The organism is Cohnella sp. OV330, from assembly GCF_900112065.1.
Classification (GTDB): Bacteria; Bacillota; Bacilli; order Paenibacillales; family Paenibacillaceae; genus Cohnella.
In genome coordinates, this window is the sequence record NZ_FOKE01000005.1 from 75806 (window position 1) to 91391 (window position 15586).

The following is a 15586-nucleotide window of genomic DNA, read 5'->3' on the forward strand; positions in this document are numbered from 1 at the left end:
CTTTTCCGTATTTATGGATGGTTGGCCGACGATCTTCCTTTCACTTTGAAGTAGATCTGGAACGGCTCATACCCGATATCCCGAATTCGCCTCATTTGAATCGCGGGGTCTTGATTAACCGTCTTGAAAAAGAATCGCCAGCTTCCCCATTCGCGCTCGTTTTCCATCTCGACCTCAGACGCGATGTCATCCTTTTCAGCATGCAGAATCCGTTCAGTCTCGCCGATCCCGGCCAGTACATCCGGACCGTACCGGAATGCCCCGATACTCCCGTCGTCCGGCAGCGGAACGAAGCGGATTCCGATCGGCAGGATGACGCTTACTTGGTCCCCGTCCTGCCAGGTTCGGCGAATGGAATAAAAACGGCCGCTATCCGCCGTCTTACCCTGAAGGCTGCCGTTGACGTAAATCGCCGCTTCCGACATGATCCATTCCGGAATCCGGCAGTGAATGGCGAACGCCTTCGGAGCCGACGTGTATACGGCAATATCGTACTTGCGATACGACGGCAAATTCTCGTGAATCGCGGTCATCTCATTGATGCCCTGAATGCCTGCGGTTATCGAGGAATTCATCAAGCTCCCGCTCATGCGATCCTGGGATTGAACGATCCGCACGGCATCTCCCCCGAGATCCGCGCTCAACTCGGAATCGAAATATTGGCAGACATAGACGCCGTCGGCTGCGTCTTGATAATAGAGCCCCTGATTCCAGGCCGCGTTCGCCTGGACCATCGTTCCGTGGCAGCAGAAGAAGCTGTCCGTCTCACCGCTCCAATCCTTGCGCAGGCCGGCCTTCATCGGCAGAAAATACGTGAGCAGCCCGGTCGAAGGATCGTTATGTTTACTGCCGGTCAAAGGGTACGCTTGGTAGTACGCCTGCGCCATGATGCCGTTGTACAGGTTGTACTCGATATATTGCGCATAGGCGGGATCTCCCGAATGCCGGAACAGGAACTCGGCCAGGCGGTTCATGTTGTAGACCGTGCAGTGCTCCTGGTTTTTGTCCCCGAGGCGCGCCTTCATCTTCTGCTTGGGCATCCACACCTCGCCGGCCGTCTGTCCGCCCGTCGCCAGATAGCCCCTTTCCGTCACCGCGCAATTCCAGTAGGCCTTCACGATATCCATCCATCGCTTATCGCCAGTCACCTCGTAAGCCCTGGCGCAGCCGAGCACTTCCGGGATGGTCGTATTCGCGTGCATGTTCGTCAGCGGGTCTTTGCCTTCGAGCAGGGGCTTGAACAAGCGGCTGCGATAATAGCGCTCGAGCAATGTTTTGTATTTCTCTTTGCCGGTGGTGCGCAGAAGATCTGCCCATACCTCCAGCATCCCGCCGGTCTCCACATCCAGAATGTCGTCGAACTGCTCCCTGGAAAATCGTCCGCTCCAATCTGCGAACCAGTCCGCGAACGCGTCCGCGACGGCGAGCGCTTTCTCGTTTCGGCCGTATCGATAAGCGTCGACGAGGCCCATGAGGAGCTTGTGGAGATTGTACTGCGGCGCCCAGATCTGCTTGCCGCTCGCGATCCAGTGCAGGTATTTCTCCGGAATGGGACCGACCCATTGCCCTCCGTTGTCCTGCTGGCACGCCGCCAACTCGTCGATGATGAGATCCATTTTCACCTTCAGCTCCGGGTCTCCGGTCTCGTCCACATGCATGGCGACAGCCGACAGCCAGTGGCCGAGGAAGTGTCCCCGCAGCTGACAGACCGGCGATTCCCACCCACCATGCGCGTCGTGCGGAATGCCGCGGCCGGAAAAACGACCCGCTTCCAGCCGATAATTAAAAAGAAGATGATCGCTGTTCAGCTTCATTAAATACGAACGGTTCGCCGCTTTCCTTCGATTGATCTCCCCATCGCGCACGAGGACGCTTTTTCCCTTGAGTTGTTCCAAAACGCTTATCCTCCCCGCAGAATGCGAATCAAAGATTGAAATAGAGACTTGTTGATTGCGCTTTCAATTCAGTATAGGATGTTTAAATTTGCGTCTACAATGTGCAAGTTTTTACTTCGTTACCCCGCGTTTACGAGTTAGCGCCATAGCAGCCCGAAGAACGCAAAGAGCTATCCATGGCGGATAGCTCTTCATCGTTTCCCCGGATCCGCCAAGCGTCCCCGCTTGCGAAGCTTTTCTAGCTTGCTGCGCGAGGGATCCGGAAGTTGTATTTGGGAGGGACGCCGGGCTCAGGCGCCGAACGTCGAAGCCAACATCGGCTCGCTGCGCTCGATCCATTTGCCGTTCGTAAAATCGGGAAAGGCGACCGGCGCCCCGCCGGCGTGCACCGACTGCTCGGACAGCACCGTCACCGCCATCCACGTGGCCATATCGTAGACGTCGATCGGCGGCGTCGATCGGGACTTCACGCAGTCGACGAAGTCGCGCAGGACCAAATAATCCATGCCGCCGTGTCCGCCCTTGACGCCGTCGTTCAAAAAGCGCTGCCACACCGGATGTTCGTATCGTTCCAGGTACGAATCGAACTTTTCCCATTCATGCGCCGGACTCGCGCCGTCGATATAGATCGAGTTGCCGTCCTCCATCCAGACGCCCTTCGTGCCTTGAATCTGTCCGGCTCTGGAATACGGTCTGGGCAGGGAAGTATCGTGCGTCAGCAGAATCGTCTCGCCGTGCGCGCACTTCATCATCGTCGTGACGATGTCGCCGAGCTCGATCGGCGAACGCGCGGCCCGATGGTCCGGTCCGAGATGCTCGCCGGCCCATTCGTTGATCCCCCTCGACTTGGAGGCGATCGAGGCGACGCTGACGATTCGGTTGCCGCGGTTGATGTTCAAGCAGGCTGCAGGCAAGCCGAGCCCGTGCGTCGGGTACAGGTCGCCGTTGCGATTGAGGTAGTTGTGAATGCGGTAATGCCGGTTCTCGATCCCCTTCGCCACTTCCTCGCGCAGATCGTGCAGATAACCGCCGCGGCAGTGGATCAATTCGCCGAACAATCCTTGCCTGACCATGTTCAGCACGGCCATCTCGCTGCGTCCGTAGCAGCAGTTTTCCAGCAGCATGCACGGCACGCCGGTCGCTTCGGAGGTCCGCACCAGCTCCCAGCATTCCTCGATCGATGCCGCGCCTCCGACTTCGGACCCGACGTATTTCCCCGCTCTCATCGCCGCGATCGCGATCTCCGCATGACTGGTCCAGGAGGACGCCACGATGACGCCTTCGATGTCCTCCCGCGCCAGCAATTCTTTATAATTCAGGTACAAGGACGGCTTCGGTTTCGAAGCGTTTTGCGCTGCCTCTGCCGCCTTGTGCAACCGATCTTCATACAGGTCGCTGACCGCCGCGATCTCGACGTCGTCCATTTCCTGAAGCAAGCCGAAAAGATCCTTCCCCCGTTGTCCCAAACCGATGACGCCGATCCGGACCTTCGCAGACGAAGCTGGCATGAATCCATCTCTCCTTCGAAATTGTGAATTCCTGTTCAACACGTTTATGCTATCATGAGCATAATCGCTTGTATTTGTCGTTCCTCGCATTAGAGTTGTGAATTTCCGTTCCAGCAAGAGGTGGGAATTATGCCGTCGGGCTTCATGCAGCCCCATACGAGACCGTTGGACGTCCGGGCATTCGCGCCGAGCGTCCACTATGCCGAATATCAGCGTACGCCGCCTACTCGGGGTTATTTGCGACGTCTGTACGACAGCGAGCTGATGTATATTTACTCCGGCAGCATCCGGGTGCATTTCGAAGACGAAGCGTCGCCGCTTGCCTTGTTCGCTGGGGATCTGCTCGTGCTGCCTCCGGCCATCGAGCACCGGATCGAGCTGACCGGTACGCCGGACACCCGGCTGCTCGGCCTCCATTTCGACCTGTATGACGAGGTGGAGATCGAGTTCGAACACCAGTTAGTCTTCCAGGACGGGGACGCGCGGGAGGATCGGATCGGCTATTGGCCCGTAACGGGAACCGGGAGTCCCGTCTTCGCTCGCCGATACCGGTCGGCGCCGCTGGAGCTTGTATCTTGGATGGAACAAGCCGCGGAGGCCTACCACGCCAGCCGCGCCGCCGCTTCGCTTGCCTGCCGCGGCTACATGCAGCTCGTGCTGGCCGCGCTCGTCGGACTCTCGCTGGAGCCGCAGAGTCAGACCGTCACCGCCTATCAGAAGCGGCTGCTCGAGCTAAAGTCGGATCTGCAGCAAAGTCTCCATCTGCCGCATACGAATAAAACGCTGGCGCAGAGGCTTAACGTAAGCGAGGATTATTTCATCCGTCTGTTCAAGCAGCTGTTCGGCGAGTCGCCGCAAAAATACGTGCAAAGGCTGCGCCATCAAGCGGCCAAGCGCTACCTGCTCGAGACGGACGAAAAAATCGAGCGAATCGGCGCGCTGGTCGGCTACGACGATCTGCACAACTTCAGCCATGTCTTCAAGAAGTGGCAAGGGATTTCTCCCCAGCAGTACCGGAAGCTGTTTCGGGGCGGGGGGTCTTGATCTTTGCTTCGGGGTCGGCGCGGGATGTTGCTGAAAGCCGACCATCCATCTGCGAAAATCAGCCCCGATCCATACGGACCGGGGCGGCTCAGAGGTTTGGATCGGCGGAATCAGAGTGTATTTTTATAAACCACGGCATCTTTCATAATGAACCGTATGTTGCTTTTATCCGCCAGGATATCCAGATCCTCGACCGGATTGCCGCTGACGATGAGCAGGTCCGCAAAGGAACCTTCCTCTAGAACGCCTATTTTGCCCTCCGGATACGGATTCTGATATGTAGATAATTGAATGAGTTCGTAAATATTTCCGGTCGCCGCCACGATGCCGCGAAAACTGCCGAACCGCGACTTGAATAATCTGAAATCGTCTAATTGTATTTCCGCAGCCCTGTGAATGTCGCCAAAGGCGTCTGTTCCGTATAAGATGGGAAGGTTGTATTTGTCGATCCATTCGGTTGCGCGTCTTTCGCCGTCGCGAAAATCTTCAATAAGCTTGACCGTCGATTTCGGTAATCCTGTCGTAGGATATTCTCTGCCCAACTGTGGGCCGGGCGTGATCCAAATGCCTTGGTCGGCAACGATCCTGGCTGTTTCTTCGTCGAGCAGCGTGGCGTGCTCGAAGCACTTTACGCCCGCTCGGGCCGCTCGTTGCATGGATGACGGCGTATACAAATGCGCCATGACATAGGTGCCGTAGTCAGCCGCAGCGTCCACGGCGGCTTTCATTTCCTCGAAGCTGAACTGTACGGTCCAAATCGGATCGTAAGCGGAGCTAAACCCGCCTCCGGCCATCAGCTTGATCTGGGACGCTCCCAAAAAGAGCTGCTCTCTGACGGCGCGAATCACCTCGTCGACGCCGTCTGCAAGGACCGACAGCTTGCTGTTTAAATCGGCAGAAGCATAAATGCTGTCCGCGATCCGTACCTCCGCATGATTGGCCCGGATATCGCCGTGCCCGCTGGTCTGCGAGATCATCGCATTGGAGGGCAGGATCCTGGGTCCGTCCAGAAAGCCATTGTCGATGTTTTTCTTCAAGCCAAAGGTGATGCCGCCCGCATCGCGCACGGTCGTAAACCCGCGCAGGAGCATTTCCTTGGCGAAACGGACGGATCGGACAGCCTTCTCGTCGATCCGCCAGCCGTCGGACAAGGAATTGCCGGTTATGGATAAATGAACATGCGCGTCCGTAAGTCCCGGTATGACGGTATGGCGCGCCGCATCGTACACTGCCTCAAAGTTTTCTTCCGTAACAGAGCCGTGAATGATCTCTTTCACAAGATTTCGCTCAATCACGATATTGACGTTTTCTTGCAAAGCGGCATTTTTACCGTCGAAAACGTTGGCGTTTTTAATCAAAGTATTCATGCCTGCACCTCGTTTGGGTTGAGCTCGCAATGTGCCGGATAGGGATCGTCAATCAGGCGATTCCATTCAAACGCTCCTTTCAGCATTTGGAAAAGTTGAAGCAGCGCGCTTGCGATTCCCGCAGCGCCGTGCATATACCCTTTATTCAAGGTGATGTTGTCCGGCTCAAGTCTTGTCTCCGCAAGCGGCCAAGCGATCGCGCCGTTACCCGTTTCCCGCGCTTCGCCAAGAATGACTTGGGCACAGCGCTTCGCCACCTCCAGATTCTTTCGATTCCCGAAGGCCGCGTATAGTGCCGCGTGAAATTGAAGGATGGACGCCGTGCCGCAGCAAATGCATGTATTATTCCAGTAGCCCGAGGATTGTAACTCCGGCGCATCGAGACTGAGAATGCCCTTGCTCATCTCCTCGATCTCGCGCTTGTAACGATCGTCTCCAGTCATACGGTAGAGCTGATAAAAGATCTTTGACGTCCCGCCGGCTCCATGACACGAGCCTAAATATAGCGTACGTTCCTCCGGGTCATCCGTCAGAGGAACAAGTCTTCCTTCCGACAGAGGAACGGCGATGGCGCACAGATGGTCCGCTGCCGCTGCAGCAGAAGACAGGAAATCCTCGTCATTCGTATGCTCGTAAAATACGGACATCGCATAGCCGATTCCGGACGTACCGATGACAAAATTGGGGAAGTTGTGCGGATATCCGGGCGGCTTTACATCCCATGCTTTGCCGCCTCGAGGGTGCGGCCGCTGGCTTCTCAAAATCGTTTTCGCGGACGCCACGGCCAAAGCATGCAGCTTCTCGTCGTTTCGTACAATTGCGATTCTCAGTAACAAAAGAGCAATGCCGGCGTCTCCAATGGCATAGTAGGGCAACCCAGTCCAGCTTACGTCGCCGTTGCCGCGTTCGGCCGATTCGGACAAGTATTCCGCAATCTCCCGCAAAGCGATTAAGCTCCCGGTGTCCCGCGTTTCTTCGTAATGCGCAAGAAGCGCAACGCCTATACTTCCAACGCCTGAATTGACGTTCAGCTCATAACCTTTTGCATTCGGGTTTTGGATGCGCAATTGCTTGCGCCAGTGTCGGCAGAGATATCGGAAGCCTTCTTGAGCGATTCGCAAATATTCGCCGTTCCCGGTCGTCTTAAACAGCTCGAGGTAGAAGTAGGAAATGCCTGCTGCCCCGTTCTCGAATCCGAGGTCGATATTCGCGTCCGGCGTACCCGTCCAATAATATCCGTCCGGATCGGACACGCTGAATTGCTCGATATAGCGGTGGGCCTGATGCGCTGCTTCAATGAGATCGGCCTCTTCCAACTTGGGGACAAAAGCAAACGGCTTTCCGATCGCAGGGGTATGATCGCTCATTTGACGGCTCCTCAGATGTTAAATTCAACCGGCTTCAGTATTCGTTTTAAAAATTGCCGGGTTCGTTCTTCCTTCGGCCGGACCAATACTTCGTCAGGCTTGCCTTCCTCTACGATGACGCCGCCATCCATAAAAATCACTTTGCTCGCCACATCGCGAGCGAACGAAATCTCGTGCGTCACGATCATCATCGTAATGCCTTCTTCAGCGATTTTTTTGATGAGCGACAATGTCTCCCCGATCAATTCCGGATCCAGCGCGGATGTCGGCTCGTCAAATAGGATCACTTCCGGGTTCAGCGCCACCGCTCTGGCGATGCCGACCCGCTGCTGCTGCCCTCCTGAAAGCTGGAACGGATAATAGTCGTGCCGATCCGCCAGTCCCACCTTTGCCAACGCGTTTTTAGCGATTTCGACGGCTTCCGTTTTAGGCATTTTTCTCCCGACGATCAAACCCTCGGCAACGTTCTCCAAAGCCGTCTTATTGTTGAACAGATTATGATTCTGGAAAACGAACGCCATCTTTTTCCTTAACGCAGCGATATCCAGCTTTTTCGCCTTGTTCAACTCGACGGTCTTTTCGCCGATGGTGAGCGTGCCCTGATCGGCATTTTCAAGGAAGCTGATGCTTCTCAGCAGCGTCGTTTTGCCGGAGCCGCTTGCGCCCAGGATTACGACCACCTCGCCATCGTCGACATGAACGTCCACGCCGTTCAGGATTTTGTTTTTCCCGAAAGCTTTATGGATGTTTTTAATTTCAATCATGCAGCGCCCCCCTGTATCTTCCGATGCGCTTTTCCAATGCTTTTCCGAGAAACTCTATACAGAGACTGAGTCCCCAGTAAACGAGGGCGGCGGCCAAGTAAGCTTCGAAATAGCTGAAATAAAGGTTGGCGTATTTCAAGGCGCCATTCATCACATCAACGACCCCGATCAGGATGACAAGGGACGTCGCCTTCATGAGCGCAATGACGATACCGGTCAACGACGGCACGAAAACAAGCATCATCTGCGGCAAAACGATGCGCCGAAAAGTCTGCCAAAAAGTTAATCCGACCGAATATCCGGCCTCATACTGTCCCCTGTCTACCGAAAGGAGAGAACCTCGTATATACTCGCTCATCTGAGCGATCGCAGGGAATGACAGGGCGAAAATACCGACATAAATGCGGCTGACATCCCTGATGGTAACGGTCAAATGCAAAAGGCTTGCAATGCCGTTAAAATGCGTGACAAACAAAAGGCTGGATACGACTAATATCAAGTTGATCGGAATCGCCTTGAACGCAATGACGAATCCGTCTGCCAGTGGCGATAGGACCGGAATGCGATAGGTACGAACGGCCGCGACCATGACGCCGAAAAACAATCCGATAACGACAACCGCCGACGTGATAAGAAGCGTAATGGGGATATAGGATACGGCGCTCTTGAAGGCTTCCCAAATCAGTACCGGTTGTATGTTCATATCGACCCGTCCACCGATTTCCTTCCATAGCTCGACTTCTTAATGAGAACCGCGGAGAGCCTTTCCAGAATAAAACTGGCTGAAATAAAAATGAGGGCGGCGTCCGCATAGCCTTCCAGCGAATGCTGCGAGCTGTAGCTGACCGTCGTAATCATGCCCATCATATCGGTGACGCCAAGCAAATAGGCGAGCCCGGTTGCGGGGAGCATGCCCACGACCATGGCGCTTAGTCCCGGCAGCAGCACGCGGAATGCTTGCGGCATCACGATCCTTCGAAAGGTTTGAAATCTCGTAAGGCCCACCATATGCCCCGCTTCGGTCTGGCCACGCGGAACGGATAGAATGGCGGCTCGAATGTGTTCGGCAAGGAATCCCGCTTCATTAAGCCCGTAAGCCAAAAACACGAAGATCAGTTTATTCCAGCCTGAAGCGATGTTGTAACCGAAAAGGGCGTTAAATAGCAGCGGCAGTCCGTAATAAACGAGAAATAAATGAATCAAAATCGGGGTGCCTCTAACAAAGGAGATATACACGACGGCCAACTGATGCAGCACCGGAATCTTTCGAATGCGGATGATCGCCAATACCGTTCCGAGTGCCAGCGCCAATGCTGTCGAAACGGCGACCACATACAGCGAAATCGGGAACTTGGATAGTATTTTAGGGAAATACGCGACTAAGCGTTCAAAGGAAAAGAAATCGCCGTCCATCTGCGCTTCCGGTTAATCCGGTTTGACGGTAACGTCAATACCCAATATTTCTTTGGAGAGATTACTGAGCGTTCCATCTTTGAGCAACTTGTTTATAGTCTCATCGATTTCTTTCTGCAGCGGCTCGCTGCCATAGTTAAATAAGAGGTACGTGCCGTTCTTCTTGCTGGCGTCGTAGAACAAATTACTTCCCGCAATATCGAACGCATCCGCCCCATATGCTTCCAGCAGCGCTTTATCGTTCAACGGCTCGCCGAAGAGCGCATCGATCGCGCCGCTTTTCAAATTGGCCAGTTGCTGCTCGACCGTTCCGGTGTCCCAGACCGCCTCGATCTTACGGTCCGGATGCTGCTCGTTATATTTTTCAACGTCGCTGGCAACGGCAGCGCCAGGCGCCAATGCTATTTTTAAGCCCCCAAGGTCCTCCTCGCTTTTGACGACGATCCCCGAACCTTTCTTGACTTTTAACGTATAGCCGGAATTCTCGTAGTTGCTTGCCTCGCCGTAAAGGTACTTAGCCGCACGCTCTTCCGTCCAGCTGGCGTGAACGGCAAGGATATCGAAGGACTTCGTATCCAGACCGACAAAAGCGGCCTGAAAATCGGTGATGGGCTCGTATTTGAAAACGTATTGCGGCAGAAGGTCATCGATTTTGACAAGCGTTTCATAATCGTAGCCCGTCCACTTTCCGCTTTCATCCAGGACGCTGATTTTAGGTATACCATTGACAAGACCTACCGTAATCGTCTCCGGCTTGGATGCTTCCTTGTCCTGTCCCGCAGCATTGGATGTATTTTTGTTATTTCCGCAAGCGGTGACGGTTAGGAAAATTGCAATCGTAAGCGCAAGACTCATCAATCTCATCATTTTTAAAACTCCTCCACGTATCGTTTTAGTCTTAGTGTTCAACCTTTCTTACTTGGTTTTAACGATGTACGACTTCCTTGCTCATGAGCTCATAGCGAATTGCAATTCTAGGAATCATAATATTACCAGGGAAATGCATTGTCAATACCTCGTTAACTATAAACATTACTTCGGTAATGAAATTCTATTTAGAGGTTAAATGTTTTATAATAATCGCAAAGGAGTTGGCGCTTGGATGAGTACGAGAGGTGCAACCAAAGAGGCTATTTTGTCTAAAAGTATCGAGCTATTCAATAAATATGGCTTCGAACAGGTTACGATCAACCAGATTTGCAAAGAGATCAATGTAACGAAGACAGCGTTTTACTACCACTTCAAATCTAAAGACGAATTGATCTCCGATTTTTTCTCGTTTGAAAACATGGTCTCGAACGACGATTTGCTGGACATTCTCTCCGTCACGGATTTTGCCGATCAGGCCATGAAGGCCATGGAGATTTTCGTAAAGCACATCGTTCGTCTCGGCGTTGAAATGACCAAAGAAAATTATAGGATCCACCTTCGCACCCAAGTGCCTCCGCTCGATAAAAGCCAATCCGCTTTGCTCGGCAGCGTGATTCCAACGCTGATCCAACGGGCGAAAGACGCAGGTCAAGTCAAAAATCCGGCGAATGCCGAAGATTTGCTCGAATCGATGTGCAACATCGCTAGCGGGGTCATTCTAAACTGGGCAATCATGGGCGGCAGCTTCGATGTGCTGGCGGAGACCAGGAAGCGATTCGAAATCTTACTGGTCGTCAATGAGAAATAAACGAATTTAAGTTTACCCATGTATTGACTAAACTTTACCACGGTAATATAATCCGATTATTCCTTCATCAGATTGGAGTGATCGGATTTGGCGTCCAACCATTCAAGATTCATACTGGTCATAGGCGGCACGGGTACGCAAGGCGGCCATGTCGCCCGCGAATTGTTAAAGCAGGGTCATCGCGTACGAATCTTAACCAGGAACCTGGCGTCGGCGGCTTCGCAAGCAATGGCAGCCAAGGGAGCGGAAATGATCCAGGGCGACCTGGCCGACCCGGCCTCGCTTGAGCCTGCCATGCAAAACGTGTCGGCCATTTTTTCCGTGCAGTACGCCGACCCGTACGATCAGACGATCGAGCCGCGAAATGCCGCCAACATGGTCCAGGCCGCCCAAAGAGCCGGCATCGAACAAGTCGTGCATACCTCGGTTGCCGGCAGCGATCTTTTTCCCCGGTGGGACAAACACAAGTATTTGGTGCAGACTTGGGAGAATAAATACAATATTGAAGAGCTCATCCGAAACGGCGGTTTCAAGTATTGGACCATCCTGCACCCGGTCTGGTTCATGGAGAATTTCGTGGCGCCCCATTCGGCCATCATGGCACCGGAATTAAAAGACGGCGTTTTGTTCGGCACGCTGCAGGAGGACACGCCCTTAAAGCTGAATTCGGGGGAAGATACGACCCAATTCGCCCGCGCCGCATTTGAAAATCCGCAGAAGTTTCATGGTAAAGATATTAATGTCGCAAGCGACGAACTGACGATGACGGAGATCGCGCAGACATTAAGCCGCGTTCTCGATAAAAAAGTAGCTTATGAACGGGCAAGCAGCGAAGAGACCCGAAAACGCGGCATGCTGGAAGGAACGGTTTACTTTATGGAATGGCTTGAGGCAGTGCCTGGCTACGGATTCGATATTCAGGAAACCAGGCAGTACGGCGTTGCGCTAAAGTCTTTTGCGGAGTGGGTCGAGAAGAACAAGCATCGGTTTGAAATCAATTGATTTTTATTCGGATCACTAAAGGTCGCAAAACGCTTAAAACCGCGAAGCAGTTCGCTTCGCGGTTCTCGCAATGGAGTGTTCGGGTTTGAGGTCCAACCTTACGGCTTCGCCGACTCGGCGATCTTCATCGCTTCTTCGGACGTAATGTGACCGACGATGCCGTATTGGATGCCGTCCTCCATCCAGTACAATTCGGTCAGCTCGGGCTGTGCGAATACGAAGCCGTCATTACCGTTGACTTGCGTCGCCGTAAACATTTCCGCCGGGAATACGGCAGCCATGCGGCTCGCGGTGAACGTGATCGACTTGTCGCCCGATGCGGAGGCATAGGAGAAAATCACGTCCCGAAGCGGTTCTCCTGCCATCCCCGCCCCTTGAATATCTGTGAGCGTGAAACCTGCCGGTACGGCCTCCGGAGCAAGCATACGCGCGCCGAACGAAGCTTTTGCTTCTTCGGCGGTGGCGTAGGACGTCGACACGAGCTGGGACAGCTCGGAGCCGGCAGCGCCTGCATGTCCGGCATTCCCTGCATTTCCGGAATTCCCTGCATTGCCCGCGTCGAACGAAGGCGAGGCTCCGATCGGGCTCTGCGCTGGCGCCGGCGCGGATGTATGCTGGAGCGTCGGCAACCCTACCGTCAGAAATACCGCCAAAGCCGCTGCAGCCACGCCTGCCGCCCATACATTCCTAGAGACGCTTCTGCGACCCGCATGCGCAGAAGCTGCCTTCTGCCGAATGCTTTGTTTGATCCTGTCCGTCAATTCCAAGTCGGAAAAGAGCACTTCGTCGGCCTCCTTGGCCAAATGCATTCGCAATTCACGATCCATATCCGCCATGTATGGTCTCCTCCTTGTTCATCGCCCGGGCCAGCGCCTCGCGCGCCCGATGCAGCCTGTTGCGTATCGTTCCTTCGGGAGAAGCCGTCGCTTCCGCCATCTCCTTGGTCGTGAGCTCCAGATAGTAGTACAGGTACAACGCTTCCTGGAACGGAATCGGCAAGCGAAGCACGTGCTGCAGCACCTCGCTTTTCTCCAGCCTCTCAAGCGCCTCGTCCTCTACGTTAAACGTTCTGCCTTGTTCCAATCTGTTCGGGTCGGTCGGCTGTTCGGTATACATCCGTACGCCCGTCTTGTCCCGGCATACATTGACGCCGATCGTCGTCAGCCAGGTCTTCACGCTGCTGTCTCCCCGGAAGGACGTCCAGCTCCGGTAAGCCCGCAGGAATACCTCCTGGCTGATATCCTCCGCAAGGTGCCGATCCCGTGTATAAAAATAAGCGGTACGCATAACCACTGTTCCAAACGCTTCCATAAGCTGCTCAAGCGCTTCGGCGGGATCCTTCGAGAAGCTTTCTTTGGAGCTAAAGCCGGCCGGCTTCATGCGATCGTCACCTCCACCCTATTAGACGGCCTGAGTTTGATTTTCGCTGCATCGGACGATTGGCTTATTTCCGCAAAAAAACGCGCCCCCTGAATAATCAGGAGACGCAGATTTTGATTCTCATGGTCTTCCCACGATTGCTTTTCTAGCCATATCTCTACCGCTAGAAGACGCAGCCGATAATCAGCATGCGCAGCAAGCTTGGTCACCTGTCACCATTCCGCTACGCTGCCGTCTTGATGGCGCCATATCGGATTTTTCCAGTCGTGTCCGATATCCGCCATCTTCCGCACATGCGCCTCATCGATCTCGATACCGAGTCCGGGACCGTCCGGGATCGTGACGCAGCCATCCACGTAGTTGAACACGGACGGGTCGACGACATAGTCGAGCAAGTCATTCCCTTGATTATAGTGAATCCCCAGGCTTTGCTCTTGAATAACCGCATTATGGCAAGTCGCGTCCACTTGCAAGCATGCTGCCAGCGCGATCGGTCCGAGCGGGCAGTGCAGCGCAAGCGCTACGTCGTAAGCTTCCGCCATGCTCGCGATCTTCTTGCACTCCGTGATGCCGCCTGCATGCGACACGTCCGGTTGAATGATATCGGCATAGCCGTCCGCGAGCAGTCTCTTGAAGTCCCACCGGGAGAACATCCGCTCGCCGGTCGCGATCGGGATATTCGTAGCGGCCGCGATCTCCCGAAGCGCCTCGTTGTTCTCCGGGAGCACGGGCTCTTCGAGGAACATCGGACGGAAGGCTTCCAGTTCCTTGGCCAGAATCTTAGCCATCGGCTTGTGGACGCGACCATGGAAATCGATGCCGATTCCTAAGTACGGGCCAACGGCTCCGCGGACTGCAGCCACTCTCTTCAGCACTTCGTCGATTTTGGCGTACGAATCGATATATTGCAATTCCTCCGTCGCGTTCATCTTGACGGCGGTGAAGCCTTCGGTCTGCGCGCGCAGCGCGGCTTGCCCGACCTCGGAGGGACGATCTCCGCCGATCCAGGAATACACCTTGATTTTCTGGCGGCAGGCTCCGCCCATCAATTGGTAGATCGGGGCTTGGTGGTATTTTCCCTTGATGTCCCACAGCGCTTGATCGATTCCCGCGATCGCGCTCATCAGCACCGGGCCGCCACGATAGAATCCGCCCCTGTACATCGCCTGCCAATGATCTTCGATCGCGAGCGGATCCTTGCCGATCAGGTACCCGCGCAATTCTTCGACCGCGGCTCGCACCGCGCGGGCTCTGCCCTCTACGATCGGCTCTCCCCAGCCCGTTATTCCTTCATCCGTATCGATCTTCAGGAACAACCATCTCGGCGGCACGATAAATAATTCCATCCCCGTGATCTTCATAAGCAGCTTCCCTTCGCTTGGATGGCATTGATCATGTCTTGAATATGAGCCTTCATGAGCGCTCTTGCTTGTTCCAATTCCCGCTCCTGTATCGCAATCGCGATCAGTCGATGATAGCTGGCAGCCTTCTCCCTCATAAGCGGCAGTTTGTCCGTCTCTCTCCTTCCCTGCGCCGACAAATCCGCCACGACGGACAGCATTTGGGCAAGCAGCGGGTTGCCTGCGCCTTCAGCGATTTCCTGGTGATATCGGACATCCGTCTGGAAGTGCTCCTCGCCCCGCTTCATCTGCGCCTCCATCAAATCCGACAACTCACGGATAGACTTGGCCTGGGCCGCAGACGCCCGCAGCGCGCAGTAAGCCGCCAGCTCCGGTTCGATCGCAAGGCGCGCTTCCAGCAGTTCAAGCAGCGAACGAATCTCCATGCCTTTGATCGGAGCCATCGGATCTTCAAGAAGCCCTGGATCGTTGCGGACGAAAATGCCTCTGCCATGCTCGATACTGACGACTCTCCGGCTCTCGAGCAGACGCAGCGCTTCCCTTACTGCAGTCAGACTGAGACCGTACCGCGACGCCAATTCCTGCATCGTCGGCAGGCGTTCTCCGGGCTTCCACTCCCCTGAGCGGATTTGTGCTTGTAATTGCGCTATGATTTCTTCATGAGCCAGCTTCTTCATCAGCGTCACCCGCGCTTCGCTATAACTATTGATATGATCTTATACAAATAAAGATAATAACTATATTCCCGATTTGTCAACGTTTTCAATTCAGCTCATTTTTACGTTGTTCAATTGATCCTCGCAGCGG

General features: G+C 54.4%; 15 protein-coding genes. 3 read left to right on the forward strand and 12 right to left on the reverse strand.

Annotation, left to right across the window (positions count from 1 at the left end; translation table 11 throughout):
* Positions 1 to 11: 11 nt before the first annotated feature.
* On the reverse strand, positions 12 to 1895 hold the full coding sequence (locus BM235_RS13240; protein ID WP_090113793.1) for a beta-L-arabinofuranosidase domain-containing protein: 1884 nt from the start codon (positions 1893 to 1895) through the stop codon (positions 12 to 14).
* Between the two features lie 290 nt (positions 1896 to 2185).
* Entirely contained in the window at positions 2186 to 3403 is a 1218-nt protein-coding gene (locus BM235_RS13245) for a Gfo/Idh/MocA family protein (RefSeq protein ID WP_090113804.1), read from the reverse strand.
* A 129-nt stretch (positions 3404 to 3532) separates the two neighbouring features.
* Here BM235_RS13245 and BM235_RS13250 point away from each other — a divergent pair, with 129 nt between their 5' ends.
* The gene (locus tag BM235_RS13250) at positions 3533 to 4447 is read left to right on the forward strand and encodes a helix-turn-helix transcriptional regulator (protein WP_090113806.1); all 915 of its coding nucleotides are present in this window, start codon (positions 3533 to 3535) and stop codon (positions 4445 to 4447) included.
* Positions 4448 to 4557: 110 nt separating this feature from the next.
* Here the strand turns inward: BM235_RS13250 and BM235_RS13255 are convergent, their stop codons facing one another.
* The 6 genes from BM235_RS13255 to BM235_RS13280 are packed head-to-tail and all read right to left on the reverse strand — an operon-like array spanning position 4558 to position 10225.
* A complete protein-coding gene (locus BM235_RS13255) occupies positions 4558 to 5814 on the reverse strand; it encodes a metal-dependent hydrolase family protein (RefSeq protein ID WP_090113807.1) in 1257 nt (418 codons plus the stop codon).
* Complete coding sequence (locus BM235_RS13260; RefSeq protein WP_090113808.1) at positions 5811 to 7181, reverse strand: lanthionine synthetase LanC family protein; 1371 nt, start codon at positions 7179 to 7181, stop codon at positions 5811 to 5813. Before BM235_RS13260 ends, BM235_RS13255 begins: the two co-directional genes overlap by 4 nt.
* An 11-nt stretch (positions 7182 to 7192) precedes the next feature.
* Entirely contained in the window at positions 7193 to 7945 is a 753-nt protein-coding gene (locus BM235_RS13265) for an amino acid ABC transporter ATP-binding protein (protein ID WP_090113810.1), read from the reverse strand.
* A complete protein-coding gene (locus BM235_RS13270; protein ID WP_090113820.1) occupies positions 7938 to 8648 on the reverse strand; it encodes an amino acid ABC transporter permease in 711 nt (236 codons plus the stop codon). The genes BM235_RS13265 and BM235_RS13270 overlap by 8 nt, the downstream gene beginning before the upstream one ends.
* Complete coding sequence (locus BM235_RS13275) at positions 8645 to 9358, reverse strand: amino acid ABC transporter permease (protein ID WP_090113822.1); 714 nt, start codon at positions 9356 to 9358, stop codon at positions 8645 to 8647. Before BM235_RS13275 ends, BM235_RS13270 begins: the two co-directional genes overlap by 4 nt.
* Before the next feature lie 12 nt (positions 9359 to 9370).
* Entirely contained in the window at positions 9371 to 10225 is an 855-nt protein-coding gene (locus tag BM235_RS13280) for a transporter substrate-binding domain-containing protein (protein ID WP_090113824.1), read from the reverse strand.
* Positions 10226 to 10460: 235 nt separating this feature from the next.
* Between BM235_RS13280 and BM235_RS13285 the strand changes: the two genes are divergently transcribed.
* Both BM235_RS13285 and BM235_RS13290 read left to right on the forward strand, forming a co-directional pair.
* Positions 10461 to 11036: a TetR/AcrR family transcriptional regulator gene (locus tag BM235_RS13285; protein ID WP_158543868.1), complete on the forward strand. Its 576-nt coding sequence runs from the start codon at positions 10461 to 10463 to the stop codon at positions 11034 to 11036.
* A gap of 87 nt (positions 11037 to 11123) precedes the next feature.
* Positions 11124 to 12038, forward strand: coding sequence for an NmrA/HSCARG family protein (locus BM235_RS13290; RefSeq protein WP_090113828.1), 915 nt, complete (start codon positions 11124 to 11126; stop codon positions 12036 to 12038).
* Between the two features lie 98 nt (positions 12039 to 12136).
* Here BM235_RS13290 and BM235_RS13295 read toward each other — a convergent pair whose 3' ends face one another.
* From BM235_RS13295 to BM235_RS13315, 4 genes are all read right to left on the reverse strand, one after another.
* On the reverse strand, positions 12137 to 12874 hold the full coding sequence (locus BM235_RS13295) for a DUF4367 domain-containing protein (protein ID WP_090113830.1): 738 nt from the start codon (positions 12872 to 12874) through the stop codon (positions 12137 to 12139).
* Positions 12855 to 13418 carry a sigma-70 family RNA polymerase sigma factor gene (locus BM235_RS13300; RefSeq protein WP_090113832.1) on the reverse strand — a complete coding sequence of 188 codons (564 nt, stop codon included), beginning with the start codon at positions 13416 to 13418 and terminating at the stop codon, positions 12855 to 12857. Before BM235_RS13300 ends, BM235_RS13295 begins: the two co-directional genes overlap by 20 nt.
* A 212-nt stretch (positions 13419 to 13630) precedes the next feature.
* Entirely contained in the window at positions 13631 to 14779 is a 1149-nt protein-coding gene (dgoD, locus tag BM235_RS13310; protein WP_090113835.1) for a galactonate dehydratase, read from the reverse strand.
* Positions 14776 to 15456: a FadR/GntR family transcriptional regulator gene (locus tag BM235_RS13315; RefSeq protein WP_090113838.1), complete on the reverse strand. Its 681-nt coding sequence runs from the start codon at positions 15454 to 15456 to the stop codon at positions 14776 to 14778. Before BM235_RS13315 ends, dgoD begins: the two co-directional genes overlap by 4 nt.
* Between the last annotated feature and the right edge of the window lie 130 nt (positions 15457 to 15586).